The following is an 18,410-nucleotide window of genomic DNA, read 5'->3' as shown; positions in this document are numbered from 1 at the left end:
GTAGACAGACAGAACGAGGCCGCCATTGTGCCACGCAGCGGTGCGTGAACCGGATGGAGGGCAGGTGAGTGCGCGGGCCGACCGCCACAACTTTTCGAGACCAACCGGGTCCAAACTCGTCGGCGCGGCTTTCGAGGCGCGTGCGATGGAGTTTTTGCAGCGGCAGCGTTTGCGTTTCGTTGCGCGCAATGTGCTGTGCCGGGGCGGTGAGATCGATCTGGTGATGCGCGACCGTGACGGCGCGCTGGTGTTCGTCGAAGTTCGCGCGCGTGCGCAACAGCAGTATGGCGGCGCGGCAGCGAGCATCGGCTGGCAAAAGAAGCAGCGGATCGTGCGAGCCGCGCGGTATTACCTGGCAACCCGCAGCAGACGTTCGCATGATGAGCCCGCGTGCCGTTTCGACGTGATTGCGTTCGAAGCGGGCCGGCTCGTGTGGCTGCGCGATGCGTTTCGCGCCGACGAAGTCTGATGCAGTGCGGGGAGAACAGGCGTGAGTGCGATAAACTTGCGCTCGCGTGCGGGCCTCGTGAACCACACCGGCGTATAGAAAGCAGCGACGAGGTAGCGCATTTCGCGATGTTTTTGCGCATCCGCACTGTGTTGCCGGCACGGTTCACCGAAGCGGCACGACTTCGCAATACGACTTCACAACACGGCCGCGCATTGCGGTCCATTCGCGGTAGAAAATAGAGACTCGATGTCAGTCGAACGCATTCAACAACACTTCCGCGACAGTGCGGCAGTCAAACTCGAAGCCCTCGAAACCCTGTCGATGCCGATCGCCGCTGCGATCGACACGATGTTCGCTGCGCTTGCCAACGGCAGCCGCATTCTGGCGTGCGGCAACGGCGGCTCGGCGGCCGACGCGCAACATTTCGCCGCCGAACTGATCGGCCGCTTCGAGCGTGAGCGCCCGGGCTTGCCGGCAATTGCGCTGACCACCGACACGTCCGTGCTCACTGCCATCGCCAACGATTACTCATTCGAGCAGATTTTTTCGAAGCAGGTGTGGGCGCTTGGCCAGCCAGGCGATGTGTTGCTGGCGATCACCACGTCCGGCAATTCCGCCAATGTGCTGGCCGCGATCGAGGCCGCGCACGAACGCGAAATGATCGTGGTCGCGCTGACCGGTAAAGGCGGCGGCCGTATGCAGGAAGTACTGGGCGATACCGATATTCACATTTGTGTGCCGTCCGATCGCACCGCGCGTATTCAGGAAGTGCATTTGCTGACCATCCATTGTCTGTGCGACGGCATCGATGCCATGTTGCTGGGCGAAGACTGAGATTGATTCCGAAGGAGAGCTAGTTGATGAGCGTATTCCGCGTCAAGAAGACACTGGTGAGAACCGTGCTGGTGGTCGGGTTCGCCGCGGGACTGTCCGCGACGTTGCAGGGTTGCTTTCTCGCCGTTGCCGGCGCGGCGGGCGGCGGCGCGCTGGTGGCGACCGACCGGCGCACGCTCGGCGCGCAGACCGAGGATCGCGAGTTGCAGGTGAAGGCGATGTCGCAGATCAGCCAGAACTTGCCTGACAACGCGCACGTCAATGTGACGGTGTTCAACCGCCGCGTGCTGCTGACCGGCGAAGTGGCGGGTGACGTCTCGAAGCAACGCGCGGAGAGCATCGTGCGTGGCTTGAACAACGTCAACACGATCGTCAACGAACTGGCGATCATGCCGGCCAGCTCGTTCTCGTCGCGCACCAATGATACGTACCTGGAAACGCGTGTGAAGACCGCGCTGATCGCCGAGAAGAACATTTCGGCGAACAACTTCAAGGTCGTGGCCGAGCGCGGCTCGCTGTATCTGATGGGGCTTGTCACGATGGACGAAGGCAATCGCGGCGCCGACGTCGCGAGCCGCGTGCCGGGTGTCACGCAGGTCGTGAAGGTGTTCCAGTACATTCAGCCGCAGGAAGCGGCGGCTGCTGCCGCTGCGGCGGCGACCGCACCGGTTGCCGCTTCGCAGCCGGACGCGAGTGCGCCGACTGTCGGTGCGATCCCCGATTCATCGGTGAGTTCGCGTCCGCTCGATCAGCAGGCGCCGGCGCCGGTCAGCAATTCGAACGCGGTGCATCCGGGTAATCCGAAGGCGACGACGCCATGAAGCGGGGCGTTGCTTTCGTTGTCGCGATGTTGACGGCTAGCGCGTTGGCCGGTGCTTTTGCCTCTTCAGCGCGTGCGGCCGATGCACCGCGTGGTCAGATCGTTGCTAACTCGAATGCCTGCATGGGATGTCACGCGGTAGACCGAAAACTGGTCGGTCCGTCGTTCCAGCAGATCGCTACGAAGTACAAGGGCGATGCGCAAGCGCCGGCAAAATTGTCGCGCAAGGTGAAGGACGGCGGCTCCGGTGTATGGGGGATGATTCCGATGCCGGCGCATCAATCGATGAGCGATGCGGACATCCGCACGGTAGTGGATTGGGTGCTGGCTGGGGCGCCGTCGAAGTGATGTTTTGCCGCCCGTTTTGCCTCCGGGTTTTACCGCCGCGGGGGCTTGGCAAAACGCAAAATGCCTGTGCTAGAATTGTTTGCACGTTGGGGGGGTAGCTCAGCTGGGAGAGCGTCGCGTTCGCAATGCGAAGGTCGGGAGTTCGATCCTCCTCCTCTCCACCAAGAATATCAAAGGGTTACAGGTGATTTGCCTGTAACCCTTTTCTGTTTATGCAGTCCGTGTAACCGCTGTGTAACAGGATTTGGTCAACTTTGATCCATTTCGTTCCATGCGGTGAGCCCGGCACGCGTTGGTCGCTTTGCTCCTCTAGCCAATCAGTCAGATCGGTTCAGCGCGCAGTGCACCGCCTGCGCTTCACCTGAACCCAATGCAACGAGATAGGTGACGGCTGCTCTGCAGCAACTCATTCGGTGCTCAAGTGTGTTGGGCGGAGCCGCTTGGAGTCGTCACTATCGAATTCATGGATGCACAAGGTAACCACCCCGAGCGACCTCTGCTCGCGGGGGCAGGCCGAGGTAGATTTTCGGGTTTGTCTCCCCCACTCCATTCACGGAATCACTGGCTGTCCGCGCGGCCTGCTTGCATGTGGCACGATAAAATCGAAGCTTGGATCCTGGAGCAAGCAGGCGTCAGTTTCAGCGATGACCGAACGTGACTGCCCAGCGTCCCGTCAAAGAGCATCCTGAGCTCGAAGTGGTCGAACCTAGTGCTTTCTCGGAGCAAGAATTGTGCATCGGCGCATGAAGTTTATTTCGTTAGATCGTGTCTTGTGCGCGATTGCCAGTCATACGGAGCTTCCAGATTGGGTGAGGCTAGCGACGCCAGATGGGGGGAGACTGGTGACGCCAGATGATCCTGACTCGCTGCGAAATCCTTGTGAAAATGCTGTTCGCTACAGCGGAGCCGCATCATTACTGCATTGTTGTCTGGACAACACGGACGATCCATTGCACCCACGATGGCTAGATTATCGACGCGGCACCGGATATCCACTTCGGAGTGATGCCGCGCGAGAGGACGGCATCACGTTTTTATTTGAAGAGGCCAAGTGGTATTGGCAGTGGGAAGAATTCGACAAGAATTTTCATATCCGTAGGATAGAGGTGGATGCTCCGTCTCAAGTCCCTAGTCTGAACGGTGGCGGGCTTCGTATGATTAGCTCTGGGGGGCGATGGCGCAATCTTGGGCCTACAACGGCTGATTACGCGAGAGAGTGTCCGCAGCAGCCGGTTAACAATACGCGATATTCCCAGCTTGTCGAGGAGATCGGATTCGATTTTGCCGACATCGTTGCGTTCCTTGACAGCTCGGGCATTTCTCATTCGCTGACGTCAGTCGAGCATCCGGATTCAGATCGCGCAACTGACCCAAACGCCACGCGCCCTGCGCAGCCAATCAGCGCCCAGACTGAGGGGCAATTGCGAGATGCAACCATTTCGCCCGTCGCGCCATCAGTGCAGGAAAATTTGGTGCACAAGACGGCGCGCCGGGGGAGAAGGTCTGAGATTGAAAAGGCGATTCTGCATGCTCAAGATCTCGCTGGTCCAGACCGCTACGACGTCGGAGCGGTCTATACCCAATTGGCAAAACTGGCGTCTGATTGCCCGAAGGATTTCTACCCGCTTTGCGGCGTTGAAAACGGACAGGTGGTGTACTTGAAAGAGGGTCGTCCAACGCCACACCCATTTACCCGACATGCGCTGGGCGAATTCCTGGCACGCCGTAGGTCCCGTGCGCCTTGATGGCTAATGCGCTTGCTCGCCGCCGGACGTCCCCTTTGATCACGATATGCCGCGGTGCGCACGATAGAGCACGATATTCCACGTTGCGCACGATAAAACACTATCAGTCGACGGACTGTCTCGCCGTCAGTAGTCTCTGCCCCAAGCGATTTGCGTAGAGTCGTAGCGACTGGGATCAATTGATATCGATCGTCAGTTTCGGCTTGATGCAGCGCGAAACCCTATTGTTTCGATCTCTTGGAGCTGATTATGAATTCCCAAACTCCGGCATTCGCTGTTGACGGTCGTCGCCTGACGACGGAAGAATTCGCGACCGCGATCTCCTGCCTGCCTGACTCGATCCGCAAGCGTTATAGCCAGACCGGCAGCTACCACGGTGTGCGTCCTGTCAAGTTACCGAACCGCCGTTTGCTCTGGCCTGCCGACGCGCTCGAGCAGTTGATCGGCCGTTAAGCACGGGGCACCGCACCTGAACCCGGAGTCTCGGCGTCAGGCTATCAGCAAATCCATACTGAGATGTTTGTCCGGCATCAGCCAATGTGTCTGTCGTACAGAACAATTATTGCGGCGCAGGGCATCGATGGGCAGAGGTGGCACACCGGCAAGGCCAAAGACAACATGCTTTCATTGACGTTGGCATGATGCTTCCGCAGCTCAGCCTAACGCAGCTCCTTTCCACGCAGAAACCACAACGCTCAATCTATTTACCCAAAAGCTAGCGGATTGCGCTCCGGCTTTTTTTGGTTTTCTAGATTTCCGACATCTGCCTTCGTACGCTGTTCTATTTTCGCAAGCCGGAAAAATATATTAGCCGGATTGAGAAGGATTGAGAAGGATTGAGAAGGATTGAGAAGGATTGAGATTGATTGAGATGGAGGTCGTGGCATAACGCTTTTCTCATGCTCTTGATCATCACCGTTATTTCTCTATAGTGCGTTGGCAGTCGGAGTATTTTTCATGATTTTTTCTAGCCGGATCTTAATCGCTGGGGAGAGGGTGTCAATTTAGAATGCTTAACTGGATGGGTAAAATTTGACCGAGGTTTTGCGCAATCCGGGATAAATTCGTATCGGTGATATGGAGTTTCTATAGGGGGCTGAGTTGAAACAGTTTTCAATTCAATGTGACATTGAAAAATCTGCTATAGCAGGTTGCCCGAGTTGCGGCAATGGGCGTGTAGCTCTTCGGTAGTAGAGCAATTGGACAACGAAACGATTAGATGCAAAAGAGAGGTTTGACGTAGCAGTGCAATGTACCGGGCTGACAAACGTCGTGACGACATAAGGGCTCCCGGATCAGCATCAGAGCACAATTGGAGAGGAGAAAGTCGACACAAGGTGTGTCGAATGTACACAAGTTAGATCGATAAACACAATCTACGACAATTACGGGGTTTCATCCCACATCTGGCACACCAGTGGGGACACTTTTCGGATGCTGACCGAACCAAGTTATCTTGGTGGTCGGCAGGACTTATATCGACTATTTATCCGGTCATAAGTATGTATATGAAGAAGGAGAGTGAATCTGCCATGTGGTCCGTACTTCGAATCGACGGGATTGCGCGAATCGCTTAGATGTTGAGAGATGGGATTTATGGGTCTTATGTAATAAGAGAAAGGAGGGATAAATAAGGGGCAAATAACAGGTGAGCAGATAATGAAAAGAAGATTGATGGCTATGAAATTAAGAAAGGAGAGAGGCAATAATGGACTATGGAGACTATGAGAGGGAGGGGTATAAGAAATAAGCGATATAAGAATGGATGAATTGATGATGTAAGTATTTTCATTGAATGAGTGTTGTGGTTGATGTTTTGGTGTGGATGCTTCGTGTCATTGGTGAATGTTGATTCACGAAAAAGAGATTGGTTTGTTATTGTTCAACTACTCCTTTCTTTCGCGAAGCAGATGCGTTGTTCCACGTAGTAATTCCAATGATGAAAGAGGATCAGTAGTGACGTTGTACAGGTGATGCACTTGCCCCGAACTAATCGAACAAAACCAGCAGAGAGCAGCACCCGGATGCGCTCTCTGCACTAGCCTGGACAGGTGATCAGTTATGTCTTACGAAGAAGATGATTTCAGCAAGATCTACAAATACAGCGATTTGATAAAGAATACTGAAGGAAAAGAGATCGAAGGCAAGGAGGGTGTTGAAATACACCGTGATTTTGATTTGATGGGTCCACTGCTGGCTGATATGGAAGCTCTGGTACGTGAGATCGAGTTCAGCAAGGGTGGAGTGGGCTTCACGTGGGAACGTGACGGCAAGAATAGGCTGGTACCAATAGCAACGTCCTTGGGCAAACGGTACTTTTCCGACGTGATGGTGTTCTTCGAACTTTACGCTTTCGCCGAGCGTTACGTTTTCAGTCCGCATGTGGAGGCGCTATGCGAAGCATTTGCGGCGCTCGAGTTGCATCCAAGCTTTTTCCCTTTTCGGGGAAACTTGCCTGATCCCGGTACGGGAAAGACGCCCTTGCAACTGTTCAATGACGTGCTCGCAAAGGTTGCTGAGATCGTCGGGTCGTCAAAGTTCCGTGAGCAACTTCGGGTACGTAGACGCAACGCTGAGCGCAACGAAGCGAAGGGGCTGGCGATTGAGCAGCAGGTATTCGCGAACAGGTCTCGTCAGCTTGTGCTGATGCTGCACTTCGGCTACGAAGAGAAGCATCGATCCAGCGTCACGCTGGAGGAAATCCAGCAGCATCGCAAGAAGTTCTTTAACAATTGCCGTACGAACAAGCTCTTGCGCGGGATAGTGGACTACATCTGGAAGATCGAGGAAGGCGAAGAGTCGGGGTTGCACTTGCACATGCTGATCTTCTATTCGGCTGATTCATGCCGGGACGTGCACATCGCAAAGCAGATCGGCGAATACTGGGTGAAGGTTACGGGTGGCAAGGGGAGATACTGGAACAGCAACGCCAACAAGTTGTTCCATGAGAAGTACGGGCATGGGATTGGCACGGGCGAGATCAACTGGGACGACGATGCCAAACGTGAAGCGCTGCGCACGAACATCCGCTACATGGCCAAGGCTGACCAGTTCCTGAAAGCGCGGCTTGATGGCTGTCATCTGTTCGGCACCAGTCAGGTCAAGGACAAAAAAAAGATAGGGCGTCCACGTAGTAAGAAGCCGAAGCTCGATGATGAGCCGGCGGACATCACGCTGGCTGATTCGCTCGATAACACAGGTACGGATGCGATGAGCCCTGACACGGATCTGGACGATTAAGCGGGCGCGCGACTGCTTTGATGCGGTTGGCGCGGGCGACGGCTGATCGAGGGTCGGCAGAGGGCTGCAATCGGCTCCTGGCGGCCATTCTAATGCAGATAGGCTCTCGCGTGCATACCTACATTCATGACGCTGTTGGTCGTTCGCGCGAGACGGCGCCAGCATCGAGTCTTTTGGCTGCCGATGGACCGCTGATTCAATTTGGCGCAACCACACGTCTTCATCGTGCCTTTTCGGCGCGAGAAGGATCAGAACGATGAGCACCATGAGTAACATCAATCTCAACCGGCCGACGGGTAGTCCTGATACTCCAACCGATACATCCGCTGTCATTACGCCGGGCACAATGCAAAAGATCGCGTTGGCGGTGGCGCTGCTGACCTCCGCCATTTCGCTGGGAATCGCCGTGTTCGCTGGCCTGCAGCGTGCCGGTACAGTGCCGGAGCAGGCCTGGAGCGTTGCAGTATCCCTTGGGGCAGTCCTTTGCGCGCATCTGGCGCCGATGCTCTGGCGATTCGTGCCGTTGTCCGCACGAATCGCCTTGGTCGCTCTGTGGCTCGTCGCTCTGTTCGTGGTACTGAGGGGCCAGGTGGACGTCCTTGCGTTTGCGCATCAGCACGCCGCAGATCAGCGGGCGCAAACCGTTCCGGTGGTCGCTGTATCTCCAGTCGTGGACGTGCCACCCGGTCGTAGTCTCACGACTATCGCGCAGGACATCGCTGCCGTCAGTATGGATCTGGCGCATTTTGACGCGCGTCCCTGCCTAGGCGATTGCCGGGGCTTGCGTGCCCGGAAGGCCGCACTTTCGGCCCAGCTTGTAGCGTTGAATGCCGAGGCGAATGAGGCGAAGCGTCGCGAGACCGAGCAAGACTGGTTGCGCGCCCAGGCCAGTCGCGCGGAAGAGCTGGGGGAGTCGCGCCGGACCGATCCCGTGACCTCGCTGGTCGCACAGTGGCTCGGTACGAGCGAAGCGCGGCTGAATCTGCTGCTGGATTTCGCGCAAGTAGTCGTGCTAGAAGGCACAGCCTGCTTCGCCTGGTATATCGCAGGATTCGGGGCGGTCGTGCTCGGTCGCAAGGCAGTCGTGTCCGATCGAAATGCGACTATGTCGCAACAGGAAGCGGTCTCGCCCATACCGAAAGCGACACCGGTTGGTCGTGTTGAGCAGACTGCCACTCACGCTGCGACCATCGCCGAGGGGGAGTCGGTCGCGACCGACGCGAGCCTTGGTTCTGCCATGTCGGAAGACGACTTACTCGTCGCGAAGATCCACGAGGCTGTTGTAGCGGGTCGTCTGAAGCGTAATCTGGCGTCGATCCGGCAGTTCCTTCAGTGCGGACAACCCAAAGCTATCCGGTTGAATCGTCTATATGTTGGCCGCTTCGGCAATGCTCGCAGCTAGGCGGGGCAGAGTGGACAGGGGTTGATGGACGACTGTCACGTGCGGCCCGAAAAAGCTGAAATCAAGGCGCGGGGACAGTGCGCGATTGGTCGGCTTGACAACGCCGATTCCGTACAAGTTGCGACGTTTGTCGACTACGTGGTTCACTATTTCGCGAAAGACGACGGTCAGATGGTTCGTGTCAAGCCAATGGCGAAGGCGCATACGCTGACGATGGGGCGATAAGTGCGACGAGTAAACGAATTTCAAAGTATGGGGTCTGACAGGCAATGTGATCCTGATGACGTGCCTGCCGATGAAATGTGCCGTTGAACTGACCGAGCCGGAGAAGAAGACCTTGCAACAGCTGTCGCTCAAGCATCCACATGAGGACTTTCGAACCCGTGGGCTGGGTCTGCTGGAGCTCGGCCGCGGTCGGCGGGTTCATGAGATCGCGCTCGAACTCGATGTGAGCGACAAGTCGGTGTACAACTGGGCGCACGCCTGGAACGACAATGGCCTCTGTGGTTTGCTGCGCGGACATAAAGGCGGGCGTCCCCGCGCATTGTCTGATGCCCTGATCGCCACGGCCGTCGAAGCAGCGCGTGCCGAATCGATGACGCTCAGGCAGATTGCGCTGCGCATTGAGGAAGTTCATGGCCAGCCGTTGCCGTGCCGGCTGGAAACGTTGTCGGCTGCACTCAGGCATCAAGGGTTCTCCTACAAACGTGGCCGCTACTCGCTTAAAAAAAGCGCGATGAGCAGGAGTTCGCGGTGAAGACAGATATGCTCTCAAAGCTGCAGCAGGCGGCTCGCGATGGGGCGTGCCGCCTGATCTACTTCGACCAGTCGGGGTTCTCTGCCTCACCTCCGGTGCAGCGCGGCTGGTCGCCAGTCGGCGAGCCGCATCGCGTCTTGCCGCAGCCTCATCGCAGACGTTCGGTCCTCGGTGCATTTGATTTCGGCGCCAACCTTCTAAAGCATGAAGCCAGCAAGGCTGTGCCAATACTCGGAGCCGATAGGCTCAAGGTGAGTGACTCCAACGGCCACACCTGAGAACTATCTAGTGGAAAGTCGAGCACGGATTTTTGCGGTTCGGTTGGGTCGTAGTAGACGGAGACTGGACTTCCGACCGGCCGCGTGTATTCATCAACTTCGGCGCGCTGCCTGGATGAGAACATATGAACGAAATACGCATTGTTCAGCGCCGTGCTTTTTGCCTCATATTCCGCCCATTTACTGAATATGAGTAGGTCCAGCCAGTCTCCCTGTGGGCGTGGCGGTCCATAGCTTCGTGAACGTATGCGATCTCTATCGTCCCGTCGGTCCATACCCAGTTCTGCTCGACACTTTGTCAGTACCAGCTATCAAAGACCCCGCAGCGCAAGGCTGCTGACCATGGGAATGGTGAAACACAAAAAAGAAGGGGTTGAGTGGGCCCGATCGACGTCGTGTGTTAAGAAAACCACTTTCCTTGTAGTTGTGAGCGAAATCAATAATCCGTTCAACTTGCGGCGCGAAACTAAGGAAGAAGAGCTGGGGTTGGACAGCTCAACAGATTATCCATGCGCCAGATCAAGACATCAGGATGGGCGATCTTGGCAGCCCGCGTTCGACATTTTTTCGCGCACGCAGTGGAATTCGTTGCCGCAAGGGGTAGCGTTCTTGCCAACACGGCTGCACGGCGACGTTTATTGCTTCCCCAAACCAGTCAAGTTCCGAGTTGCCACTTCGACTGTGTCGGCTGGCGCACCGGGTAGCTTGACGGCCGCCTTATAGTCGGCGATCGCTCCGGCACGATCGCCACGTGCACCCTTCACGACGCCGCGGTTATTGAATGCCCGCGCCACCTGAGCAGGTGGTGCTTCGGGTAGCTCGATGGCGGCAGTGAAGTCCGCGACCGCCCCGACGCTGTCGCCGGACGTGTGCCTCATCATGCCGCGGTTCACGAGTGCCTGCGCCACCTGAGCGGGGGGGGCATCGGGTAGCTTGATGGCGGCAGTGAAGTCGGCGATCGCTTCTTCGCTGTCGCCATACGATCCCTTCGCCACACCGCGGTTGATGAGCGATCGAGCTACATAAGTTGGTGGTGCATCTGGCAACTCGATGATGGCAGTGAAGTCGGCGATGCTACCGAAGCGGCCGCCAAGCACGCTGCCGCGGCTATAGTACGCTGCCACCAGTCCATCGGTCGGCGCATCGGGCAGATCAATAACGGCAGTAAAGTCGTCTATAGCACTAGCTCTTTTGCCACGCGCGCTATTCGCAGAGCCACGATTATTAAGTGCGGTCACCACTGCATCGACCGGGGCGCCATGCAGTGTTATGACGGCCGTGTAGTCGGCGATCGCCCCGGCACCATCGCCACGTGCACCCTTCACGACGCCGCGGTTATTGAATGCCCGCGCCACCTGAGCAGGTGGTGCTTCGGGTAGCTCGATGGCGGCAGTGAAGTCGGCGATCGCCCCGACGCTGTCGCCACGCTTGTGCTTGGTGATACCGCGGTTCACGAGTGCCTGCGCCGCTTGAGCGGGTGGCATATCGGATACATCAATGTCGACAGTGAAGTCCGCGATCGTCGGTTGGTCTATTGGACGCGCAAGTTCTTTATCTGGACCACCAGGAACCACTGATGAGTCAGCGGCCCATGCGTTTTGGGCAAGAAGCGAATCCGTTTGGCCGCCGAGCAGGCGCCAATCCGCACGGCCGAAGCACTGGAACTGGCCCCAAGTTTCGTCCGTGGGATGTCGGTTAAAGCACTGACGGCGGGCTTCGCGTATTGCCTCAATCAGGACTAAACCGCCCCCGAGAGCCTCGAAAAAGACGGTGGCGAAAGTTAGTGCTACTTTGTCATGGTTATTGACGAAACCGTACGGAGCCACTACGACTTGGGCGCCTCTGGCCAACAGTTCGGGCGCCATTACCGCCGCTAAATCGCAATTCAGGAAAATGAGCTCCGGCATGCGCGACAACGATTGAAACTCGCGCAAGGTGAGCCTTGAGCCTGAATCGAGCACTATCTCCAAGCTCGGCGCAATTTCGTATTGATCCCGGTGCTCCCCTAGCATGCCGTGCGCTGCGATATATAAGACGCGCAGTTCGCTATCAACCGATGCGTCTTCAAATACCGTCTCGCGCACCTTTACTACGCCCCCTGGCAGCACCTGCTTGAGGATCGCCTCGATCGGTTCTACTCCAACGCCAACAACACGGGGGGACGGGACAATATTATCGACGATCAGCGCGTTCGTCGCTCGAAGTACCTCTGGGGTCGCGAGGTGGCTTGGCTTGCGTGTGAGCCCCCGGGTGACCGCGAGCGGAGGGTCACTAGGATTGTCGTTGCGAATAAGCACTTCCCACGGAAAGACTTCCGCTCCATCACGCAGGATCAGTTCAATCAGCGCCGCGTCGTGGTCGGCAGCGATGAGGTCCTGGAGGTCCGGATGCACCAGCATACGCGCCAATCGAGACGACGCCTGGAATTCATTCGATCGGACGGCCACCATCAGTTTTTGCAACATCTCTTGATCAAACGGTATTTGTTGAGTCAAAAACGTTTCGGTTTGACCTCTGCCAGAAAGAACGAAGGTTAGTGCCGATCCGACTTGAGAGATAGCTAGTCGCGTTACAGCCATCGAAGCGTCTATTGTCTGGCCGCGCGTCGAATGGCCGCTTGGCGATGCACTCCCTCCACGGAACCGCGCTGCCGCGGCACGTGAAAACTGGACGAACGGTAGCGCTCCGGCTGGAAGCCGTGTGGTACCTCTGTCGTCCTCGAGCAGGGCAAAAAAGTCGAACGAGGTGCCAGTCTTCTGTTGGAGAAAGTCGTGCAGTGCGAGGTTGACTTGCACGAAATCAGACCGTGTCAGGCTGACTTCGAGCAGGTCGCGCAAGCCCGGATGAAAGTCATACCCCCTTTCTTCAACGCTTGCTGTGGGCGATTCGGACGACACGGGTCGTAGCAGGCCGCCGAGAAATACCTCCGCGAGCGCGACAGCACCGCTAGCCGGCAACATCGCATGATGAATGACGCGCATGACGGGGGGTGTTAGTGGTTTGACGACGGAAAAATACGCGGCCAGACGTTGCGCATCTGGCGTCGCACTGGCGCGAAAAGCCATTGCGCGCAGGCTGGGTGATAGCGTACCGTCGGGCGCCGGCTCATCGACGCCGTCTGCCGACACCGGCAACAACGCTGAGGTGGCCCACGCGTCGCCGGCAGCGGTCACCATCCGCGCCCACGCAAGCACCGCGGCCGGGTTCAGCGCGAACACCGGCATCACCACGCCAGATTCGCCCTCGGCCCAGCTAGGCCGCTGTATGCGCAACAGGCCAGTTGGAGTGCCTACCTCTCGCGCCGCGGTTCGCAGTTCCGCAAAGCCGACCGATGTGTTTGGCCACAACGACTGCGGTAGGAGTTGCACGAGCGCAACAGGAGCACGCACAGAGATGGTCTGCAGCCAGCTCCCCAAAATCCCATGTCTCCAGGCGAACGAGGTACAGTCCGAGGCGACCAGAACAATGCTACGTCCCTGCCTGTCTTGGATGCTTCCAACGAGTACTTCGTGACCACTTTCGCTGAGGGTCCTGACAGTCCCATTCTGTGCGTGCAAAGACAAACGCGTGACGCGGCGAAAGCCGCCTTGTCGCCGCAAGAGCCGCTCGAACTCCATAATCAGAGGTCGCCAGGCGGCGAGTGACGGCACCTCCTCGACGGCGAGCACGATATCGAACCAGCGCTCGCGCGCCGGGCGCCATATCGCGGCGCGGACACCCGTGTCGGCGATAAATTCCGCAGTGGCACGTTCGTCGAGGACACGGGCCGTGCCTATACGCCGGCGCGATAGCGGGCGCAGTGCACGCCCGATGGCGAGGGCTTCCGGCAGCGGTGGTATTCCGCGCAATTGCACGCGTCGGGCCCCCCCTGCGGTCCCCATGTCGCTGGCGCCATACAAGGCTGCTTGCTCTGGACTTGATTGAGGTAACGTGTGAGTTACGGCCGTGGGCCTCTGCTTGGCGGGGAAATCAGCTTCGATACGCGACCGCGGGTTTGTAGCGACGTCATCTGGAGGAATCCGTAACAGTGGTGCCGGTTCGGGTTGTGCAGGTGTAATTTTCTCAGCAAGCCAGATGATATCGCGAAGATCGACGAAGCCGATGTGCAGTCCGATGCGATGCATTGCCCGCGTGAGATCGGCGATCGACACGTCGCGCCTCAAGTTCCGGGAGTGACTAGCTCACGCATCAATTCGGCAAGGACTTCGCTACGCGACTTGCCGGGAGCGATCTGCGAGCTCATCACGAAGTAGATAGCGTTGAGAAGTTGATCGGTTGCGACATCTTTACGGTGGCTTGCGTGTGCCTTAAATTCTTCGATGATGTCCCCCGCAGCCACCCGTTCGCTTTTCGTGAAGTGTAGGTTGACAATTGCGTCGAGCCGCTTCCAGTCTTCATTATCGTCCTCAGGCAGCGTTCCTGTTGGGTTGGGCATTTGCAAGCGAAGGCAACGCCGTAGAAACGGCGCCGGAAACTCCCGCTCGCCATTGCTGGTGAGGACCATCAAGGGAAATTCACAGCATGCGACCTTTCCACCCTTGATCGATGCACTCAGCTGATTGGGATCGGACGTAAACACTTGCACTGCTGCCTCGTCGCCGAGGCGTCGAAGCTCGGGAATTTCAAACTCGCCCTCCTCGAACACATTGAGCAGGTCGTTGGGCAGGTCGATGTCGCTCTTGTCAATTTCGTCGATCAGTAACGCTCGCGGTCGGGCGGTAGGCAACAGTGCGGTGCCGAGCGGCCCGAGTGTGATGAATTTGCCGATACTAGCGTCCTGTTCCTGCAACCGACCGATCGCGTCGTATTGATAGAGAGCGTCCCCCAGAGTGCTGCGCGAACTGACCGACCAGCGCAAAGGCGCGCCCATTCGTAGTTCATACGCCACCGCATCGATGAGCGTAGACTTCCCGCTTCCGGGCTGCCCAGTCACGAGCAAGGGACGCCTCAAGTAAAGCGCGGCATTAATCATCTCGACGATCCGCTCAGTGGCGTGGAAAACACGACCACGTTGGAGAGCGGCAGGTGGCAATCGGAGGTCGTCCTTTTGGGTTGCCGGCCACCAGCGCTCGTCGGTTACTTTGCTGCGACGGGGTCGCCAGGGTGGCGGATCGGGAAGGTGCAAAAGAGCGTCGCCTGGCATGCGAGTGCCTCGATAAATTTTCCAGTCAGCGGCGTCGTCCATACGGCTCATCCTTTGGGTTGTGACCATTGCGTCCAAATTGCGGGCAAGCGCTGCTTTGGGTCATCCAGAAGAAATGCGACAGTGCGGCAGGCGTCGCTGCATTGCCGCTCACGCCAATGCGCCAGCCGGTTTGGCAATTCGTCCGTGCCCAGCTTCAGCAGATCCCGCAATTCAGCCTTGAGCATTGCAATAATCTCGTCGGTGGCCTGCGCACGCACCCAAAGCACTGCCGGTAGTCCTTCGGTTATTGCAACATCGAGCGGTGTTTCGTCTCTGCGGGCGTGGGGATCGAATCCGAGCCATACGGGCGCTGTTGCGGCACCCGATGTGAACAGATTAAGAAGTTCCGTTGCGTCTTCTCCGGGGAGTGCCCAGAGGAGCGGATCAGCTGCGTGCCCGACGAGCCGGTCAAGAATTTCGGGGGCGCGCTTGTACCATCGCATGCGTTTGGCCCGCGCCTTGTAGCGGTCGGTGCAGTGAAGCAAAGTCGGTTGATCTTCACCAAGGCGCAGTTCGTCGTTAGCAAGTGGGATGATGGCGGTGTCATACGCCGCTGCGGTGAGCATTGAGCGCGGAAGATACAACTCGATAATTAGCTCAACGTCCAGATTTCCGACATGGTCGTACACGGCTTGGAGCCATTCTCCGAAAACAGCATGCACGGTCTGCTCGGTCACCGCCTTCGCGGGCATGCGTGGCCAAGGTCGCACACCCCCACCAGCGTCGATGACGTCGAGTTCGGCCTCGATGCAGGATTGCGGCCCGTCGTCCCGGTACCACAAGGCAAGTCGTGCACGGCAGGAGTCGGTAGCCAAGCGGGCGTCCAGTTGAGCGCTCTGTTGCGGCGTCACTTGAGACTCGATCCAGGTCCGTAGGGCCTCGGAGCAACTTGCACGAGCCACTCGCTCGGCAAAATCGAGTAAGGGCGGCACACCGTCGACTGGTCGCAGGTCGCGAAGTAATGCGAGCGCCGTCTGCAGGTCAAGTGGTCCGGCCGGAATGTGAATCATAGGCAATGAGCGGTTAACATAAGGCATGAAGCGCTCGAGCGACCATGGAATGCCAGAGAGCACATCTTCCAAACGCGGCCGGGCAAAATCGGGACCTAGTAGTGGGTGGCCGAACCAGTCTTCATTGAAGGAGTACGTCGGGCGCTGGCGCGAATTGGGATCGTCACGCAACCGTTTGGCAGTCGCGCGCAGCGCCTCGTCGAACGCAGGCCACTCGTGCGTCGGAGTATCAGCGAGGGTAGCTAATAATTCCTTTGTGAATCGCGGCCCATATTTCGAATTAAGTGCGGCCGATTCTCCCTCCGCGCAAGCGAATAGCGCACATCGGTGAATGCTGCTTCCGTCCCCGGGATTCCATTCGTTGCGTACGGGCTTCATCGAGGGACCCCACTCATTGCTGCGACAGGCATCGATGATCCACAGTTGATGTCCGTAGTTCTCCCATCCAAAGCTGGTAAAAAGCCTTAGCCAATTTTGGGTTTCGAAGCAGTGAAACTGCTGTTCCGTTGCTTCCGGAAGTACCAAATATTGCTTGTGCTCCGGACCCGAAATCACTCCGTGACCGCAGAAGTACACCATAAGGAAGCGTCCGTTGGAAAACATGCCACGTGGTTCCGCATACCGGTGCCGGAACTCACTCCAGCGAAATTCGTGAGCCATAACCGACTCAAGCCCGGCTGTCGCGCATATCTCTCGTATTTCGGAGCCATCGCGCGACGACAACCAAAGCTCGATTGCGTCCTTAGGCACGCCGCGCTGGACAAGCCAACTCGCAAACGCCAGCGCTCCAGAGGCCGCACCCGGGGCGTCGAAGCTCGCCCCTAGGCCTGGATAGCTTTCGATGCCTACGATAATGGCTCGAACCTCGGCGGGCGGCGGGAGCATATTGTTCATGTACGCATCACGAAAGCAAATGGGGCTTTAGCCTTTGCCAGAGTTCAGGCTCGTCCCAGTAGGCGCTATGAGCCTGTGGGAACGGTTGGCGGCTCGCGATCTCGTAATCGACAGCACGATCACCGAATACGCGTTGAGCGCAGTAGCTCAGCAGGTCATTGCGGTCAAAAAAATTGATCCAGCGTTCGGGAAAATGCTTCGGCAACGGAGTGCCGAAGGGCAAACTCGAGAGCGCGCCGATTTCGTAGAGAAACGGAGCTTGCGATCCGACGGTCACTAACAACTTTACTGCGGGCAGTGGGCACTCAATTAGAACATCGACGCAAGCAATGCCACCCAAGCTATGCGCAAGGATTGCGACGTTGTCGCCACAGTCGCCTATGCGCTGCTCGATGAACGCGCGAATCGCAGCGCCGCGCGCCTGGTAGAGTAAAACGTCGCCCGCCGTCGGTGATGCAGCGCTGAAAAGCGAGTCGCGATTGCGCCGCGCGCGAGTCGTGGCCCACCGCAAACCGAGACCAACGACACGGCTCGTGATCCAGTCCTTGACGCCGAGTTCGCGCCCGCCGAAATGGTCGACGCATCGATCGACGACTTGGTCTCGCAATGCTCGACGAAGAGTTGGCATGTTCTCGTCGTCCAGTTTCTGCTGCAAGGCGGCGACGACCGCACGCGCCGTTGCCACCCGCAGTGGTGTATCGACATTCGGTGCCGCGACCAGAGCCGCCTTGAGTGCCGGGGCATCGGCGACTAATGTAGTCGCGTCTGCCCATTGAACGAGAGACGCTCGACCTTCGAGAAGGCCCAGAGCGGTGGCGTCATGGCCGAGCAAACGCAACTGCTCGAGGAATTGCACCTTAATACCCTGTGCGGCCGGCGACACAAGCGTCCTTTGATCACGCAAAGCCAATTCACGAAGTTCGAAGAGCGGGTCGTGGCCGAGAAGCTCCCAAAGCGCCTGTACTTGGTCTTCGCTGGGCTGCGCGGCATTGACGCCGGAAAACTCCGGAATCGAAGCCCCATTCAGGCCCAGTTTGGCGCCCAGTTCGTCGCCCCAGAGGCAAGATTCGAGCTTCGCGGTGGGGGCTACCCGCTTAAGGCCATGGGCGATACGCGCGGCGCTTTGCTCATAGGAGGCCTTGCGTACTCCGGTGCCATGGACAAATAGGACGGTTTTACTCATGGGACAGCCACCCAATTTTCTTTGATCGTTACACGGATATCGCAACTGACCAAGGTCGGTAGCTGTCGTCAAAAGACCGGCAGTGCTCACCGGACCATGCGTCTACGTCGGCGGCCCGAGAGCTGCGCAGCAAGGAAAACGTCTTCAGACGCAACTTGACAGCGGGTGCTGACTGTTAGCCGCGATTCTTCGATGACACTGACTCACTGTAGATTACTGTTGCAAAGGTGCAAGAACCTTTTTCACCGTGACTCTTCGCGTCA

At 57.7% G+C, this 18,410-nt stretch carries 15 protein-coding genes and 1 tRNA gene; 11 read left to right on the top strand and 5 right to left on the bottom strand.

Annotation, left to right across the window (positions count from 1 at the left end):
* The first annotated feature begins 25 nt into the window (after nt 1–25).
* From FSO04_RS06415 to FSO04_RS06365, 11 genes are all read left to right on the top strand, one after another.
* Entirely contained in the window at nt 26–469 is a 444-nt protein-coding gene (locus FSO04_RS06415; protein ID WP_154558885.1) for a YraN family protein, read from the top strand.
* A 228-nt stretch (nt 470–697) separates the two neighbouring features.
* Nucleotides 698–1,285, top strand: a complete 588-nt coding sequence (locus tag FSO04_RS06410) for a phosphoheptose isomerase (protein ID WP_097390968.1) — start codon at nt 698–700, stop codon at nt 1,283–1,285.
* 26 nt (nt 1,286–1,311) lie between these two features.
* Nucleotides 1,312–2,106 (top strand): BON domain-containing protein, encoded by a 795-nt coding sequence (locus FSO04_RS06405; protein WP_154558884.1) that lies wholly within the window; start codon nt 1,312–1,314, stop codon nt 2,104–2,106.
* Nucleotides 2,103–2,453, top strand: a complete 351-nt coding sequence (locus FSO04_RS06400) for a c-type cytochrome (protein WP_154558883.1) — start codon at nt 2,103–2,105, stop codon at nt 2,451–2,453. The genes FSO04_RS06405 and FSO04_RS06400 overlap by 4 nt, the downstream gene beginning before the upstream one ends.
* Before the next feature lie 88 nt (nt 2,454–2,541).
* Nucleotides 2,542–2,617, top strand: a tRNA-Ala gene (locus FSO04_RS06395).
* A gap of 579 nt (nt 2,618–3,196) precedes the next feature.
* Nucleotides 3,197–4,198 carry a hypothetical protein gene (locus FSO04_RS06390; RefSeq protein WP_154558882.1) on the top strand — a complete coding sequence of 334 codons (1,002 nt, stop codon included), beginning with the start codon at nt 3,197–3,199 and terminating at the stop codon, nt 4,196–4,198.
* Nucleotides 4,199–4,447: 249 nt separating this feature from the next.
* Complete coding sequence (locus FSO04_RS06385) at nt 4,448–4,651, top strand: DNA-binding protein (protein ID WP_154558881.1); 204 nt, start codon at nt 4,448–4,450, stop codon at nt 4,649–4,651.
* Nucleotides 4,652–6,259: 1,608 nt separating this feature from the next.
* Nucleotides 6,260–7,438, top strand: a complete 1,179-nt coding sequence (locus tag FSO04_RS06380) for an inovirus-type Gp2 protein (RefSeq protein WP_154558880.1) — start codon at nt 6,260–6,262, stop codon at nt 7,436–7,438.
* Between the two features lie 256 nt (nt 7,439–7,694).
* Nucleotides 7,695–8,840, top strand: coding sequence for an MFS transporter (locus FSO04_RS06375; RefSeq protein WP_154558879.1), 1,146 nt, complete (start codon nt 7,695–7,697; stop codon nt 8,838–8,840).
* 24 nt (nt 8,841–8,864) lie between these two features.
* Nucleotides 8,865–9,065 (top strand): hypothetical protein, encoded by a 201-nt coding sequence (locus tag FSO04_RS06370; protein ID WP_154558878.1) that lies wholly within the window; start codon nt 8,865–8,867, stop codon nt 9,063–9,065.
* A 55-nt stretch (nt 9,066–9,120) separates the two neighbouring features.
* On the top strand, nt 9,121–9,597 hold the full coding sequence (locus tag FSO04_RS06365) for a helix-turn-helix domain-containing protein (RefSeq protein ID WP_233464761.1): 477 nt from the start codon (nt 9,121–9,123) through the stop codon (nt 9,595–9,597).
* A 148-nt stretch (nt 9,598–9,745) separates the two neighbouring features.
* Here FSO04_RS06365 and FSO04_RS49010 read toward each other — a convergent pair whose 3' ends face one another.
* From FSO04_RS49010 to FSO04_RS06345, 5 genes are all read right to left on the bottom strand, one after another.
* The gene (locus FSO04_RS49010; protein WP_422662162.1) at nt 9,746–10,150 is read right to left on the bottom strand and encodes a DUF3592 domain-containing protein; all 405 of its coding nucleotides are present in this window, start codon (nt 10,148–10,150) and stop codon (nt 9,746–9,748) included.
* A 360-nt stretch (nt 10,151–10,510) separates the two neighbouring features.
* A complete protein-coding gene (locus FSO04_RS06360) occupies nt 10,511–14,026 on the bottom strand; it encodes a CHAT domain-containing tetratricopeptide repeat protein (RefSeq protein WP_154558877.1) in 3,516 nt (1,171 codons plus the stop codon).
* Nucleotides 14,027–14,034: 8 nt separating this feature from the next.
* Nucleotides 14,035–15,060 (bottom strand): AAA family ATPase, encoded by a 1,026-nt coding sequence (locus FSO04_RS06355; protein ID WP_154558876.1) that lies wholly within the window; start codon nt 15,058–15,060, stop codon nt 14,035–14,037.
* Nucleotides 15,061–15,065: 5 nt separating this feature from the next.
* Nucleotides 15,066–16,955 (bottom strand): VMAP-C domain-containing protein, encoded by a 1,890-nt coding sequence (locus FSO04_RS06350; RefSeq protein ID WP_233464760.1) that lies wholly within the window; start codon nt 16,953–16,955, stop codon nt 15,066–15,068.
* Between the two features lie 16 nt (nt 16,956–16,971).
* Nucleotides 16,972–18,147 carry a hypothetical protein gene (locus tag FSO04_RS06345; RefSeq protein ID WP_154558874.1) on the bottom strand — a complete coding sequence of 392 codons (1,176 nt, stop codon included), beginning with the start codon at nt 18,145–18,147 and terminating at the stop codon, nt 16,972–16,974.
* Between the last annotated feature and the right edge of the window lie 263 nt (nt 18,148–18,410).

The organism is Paraburkholderia madseniana (genome assembly GCF_009690905.1).
In the GTDB taxonomy this organism is placed as follows: Bacteria; Pseudomonadota; Gammaproteobacteria; order Burkholderiales; family Burkholderiaceae; genus Paraburkholderia; species Paraburkholderia madseniana.
Note: the sequence above shows the minus strand (reverse complement) of the source record. Positions and strands in the feature narration are given on the sequence as shown.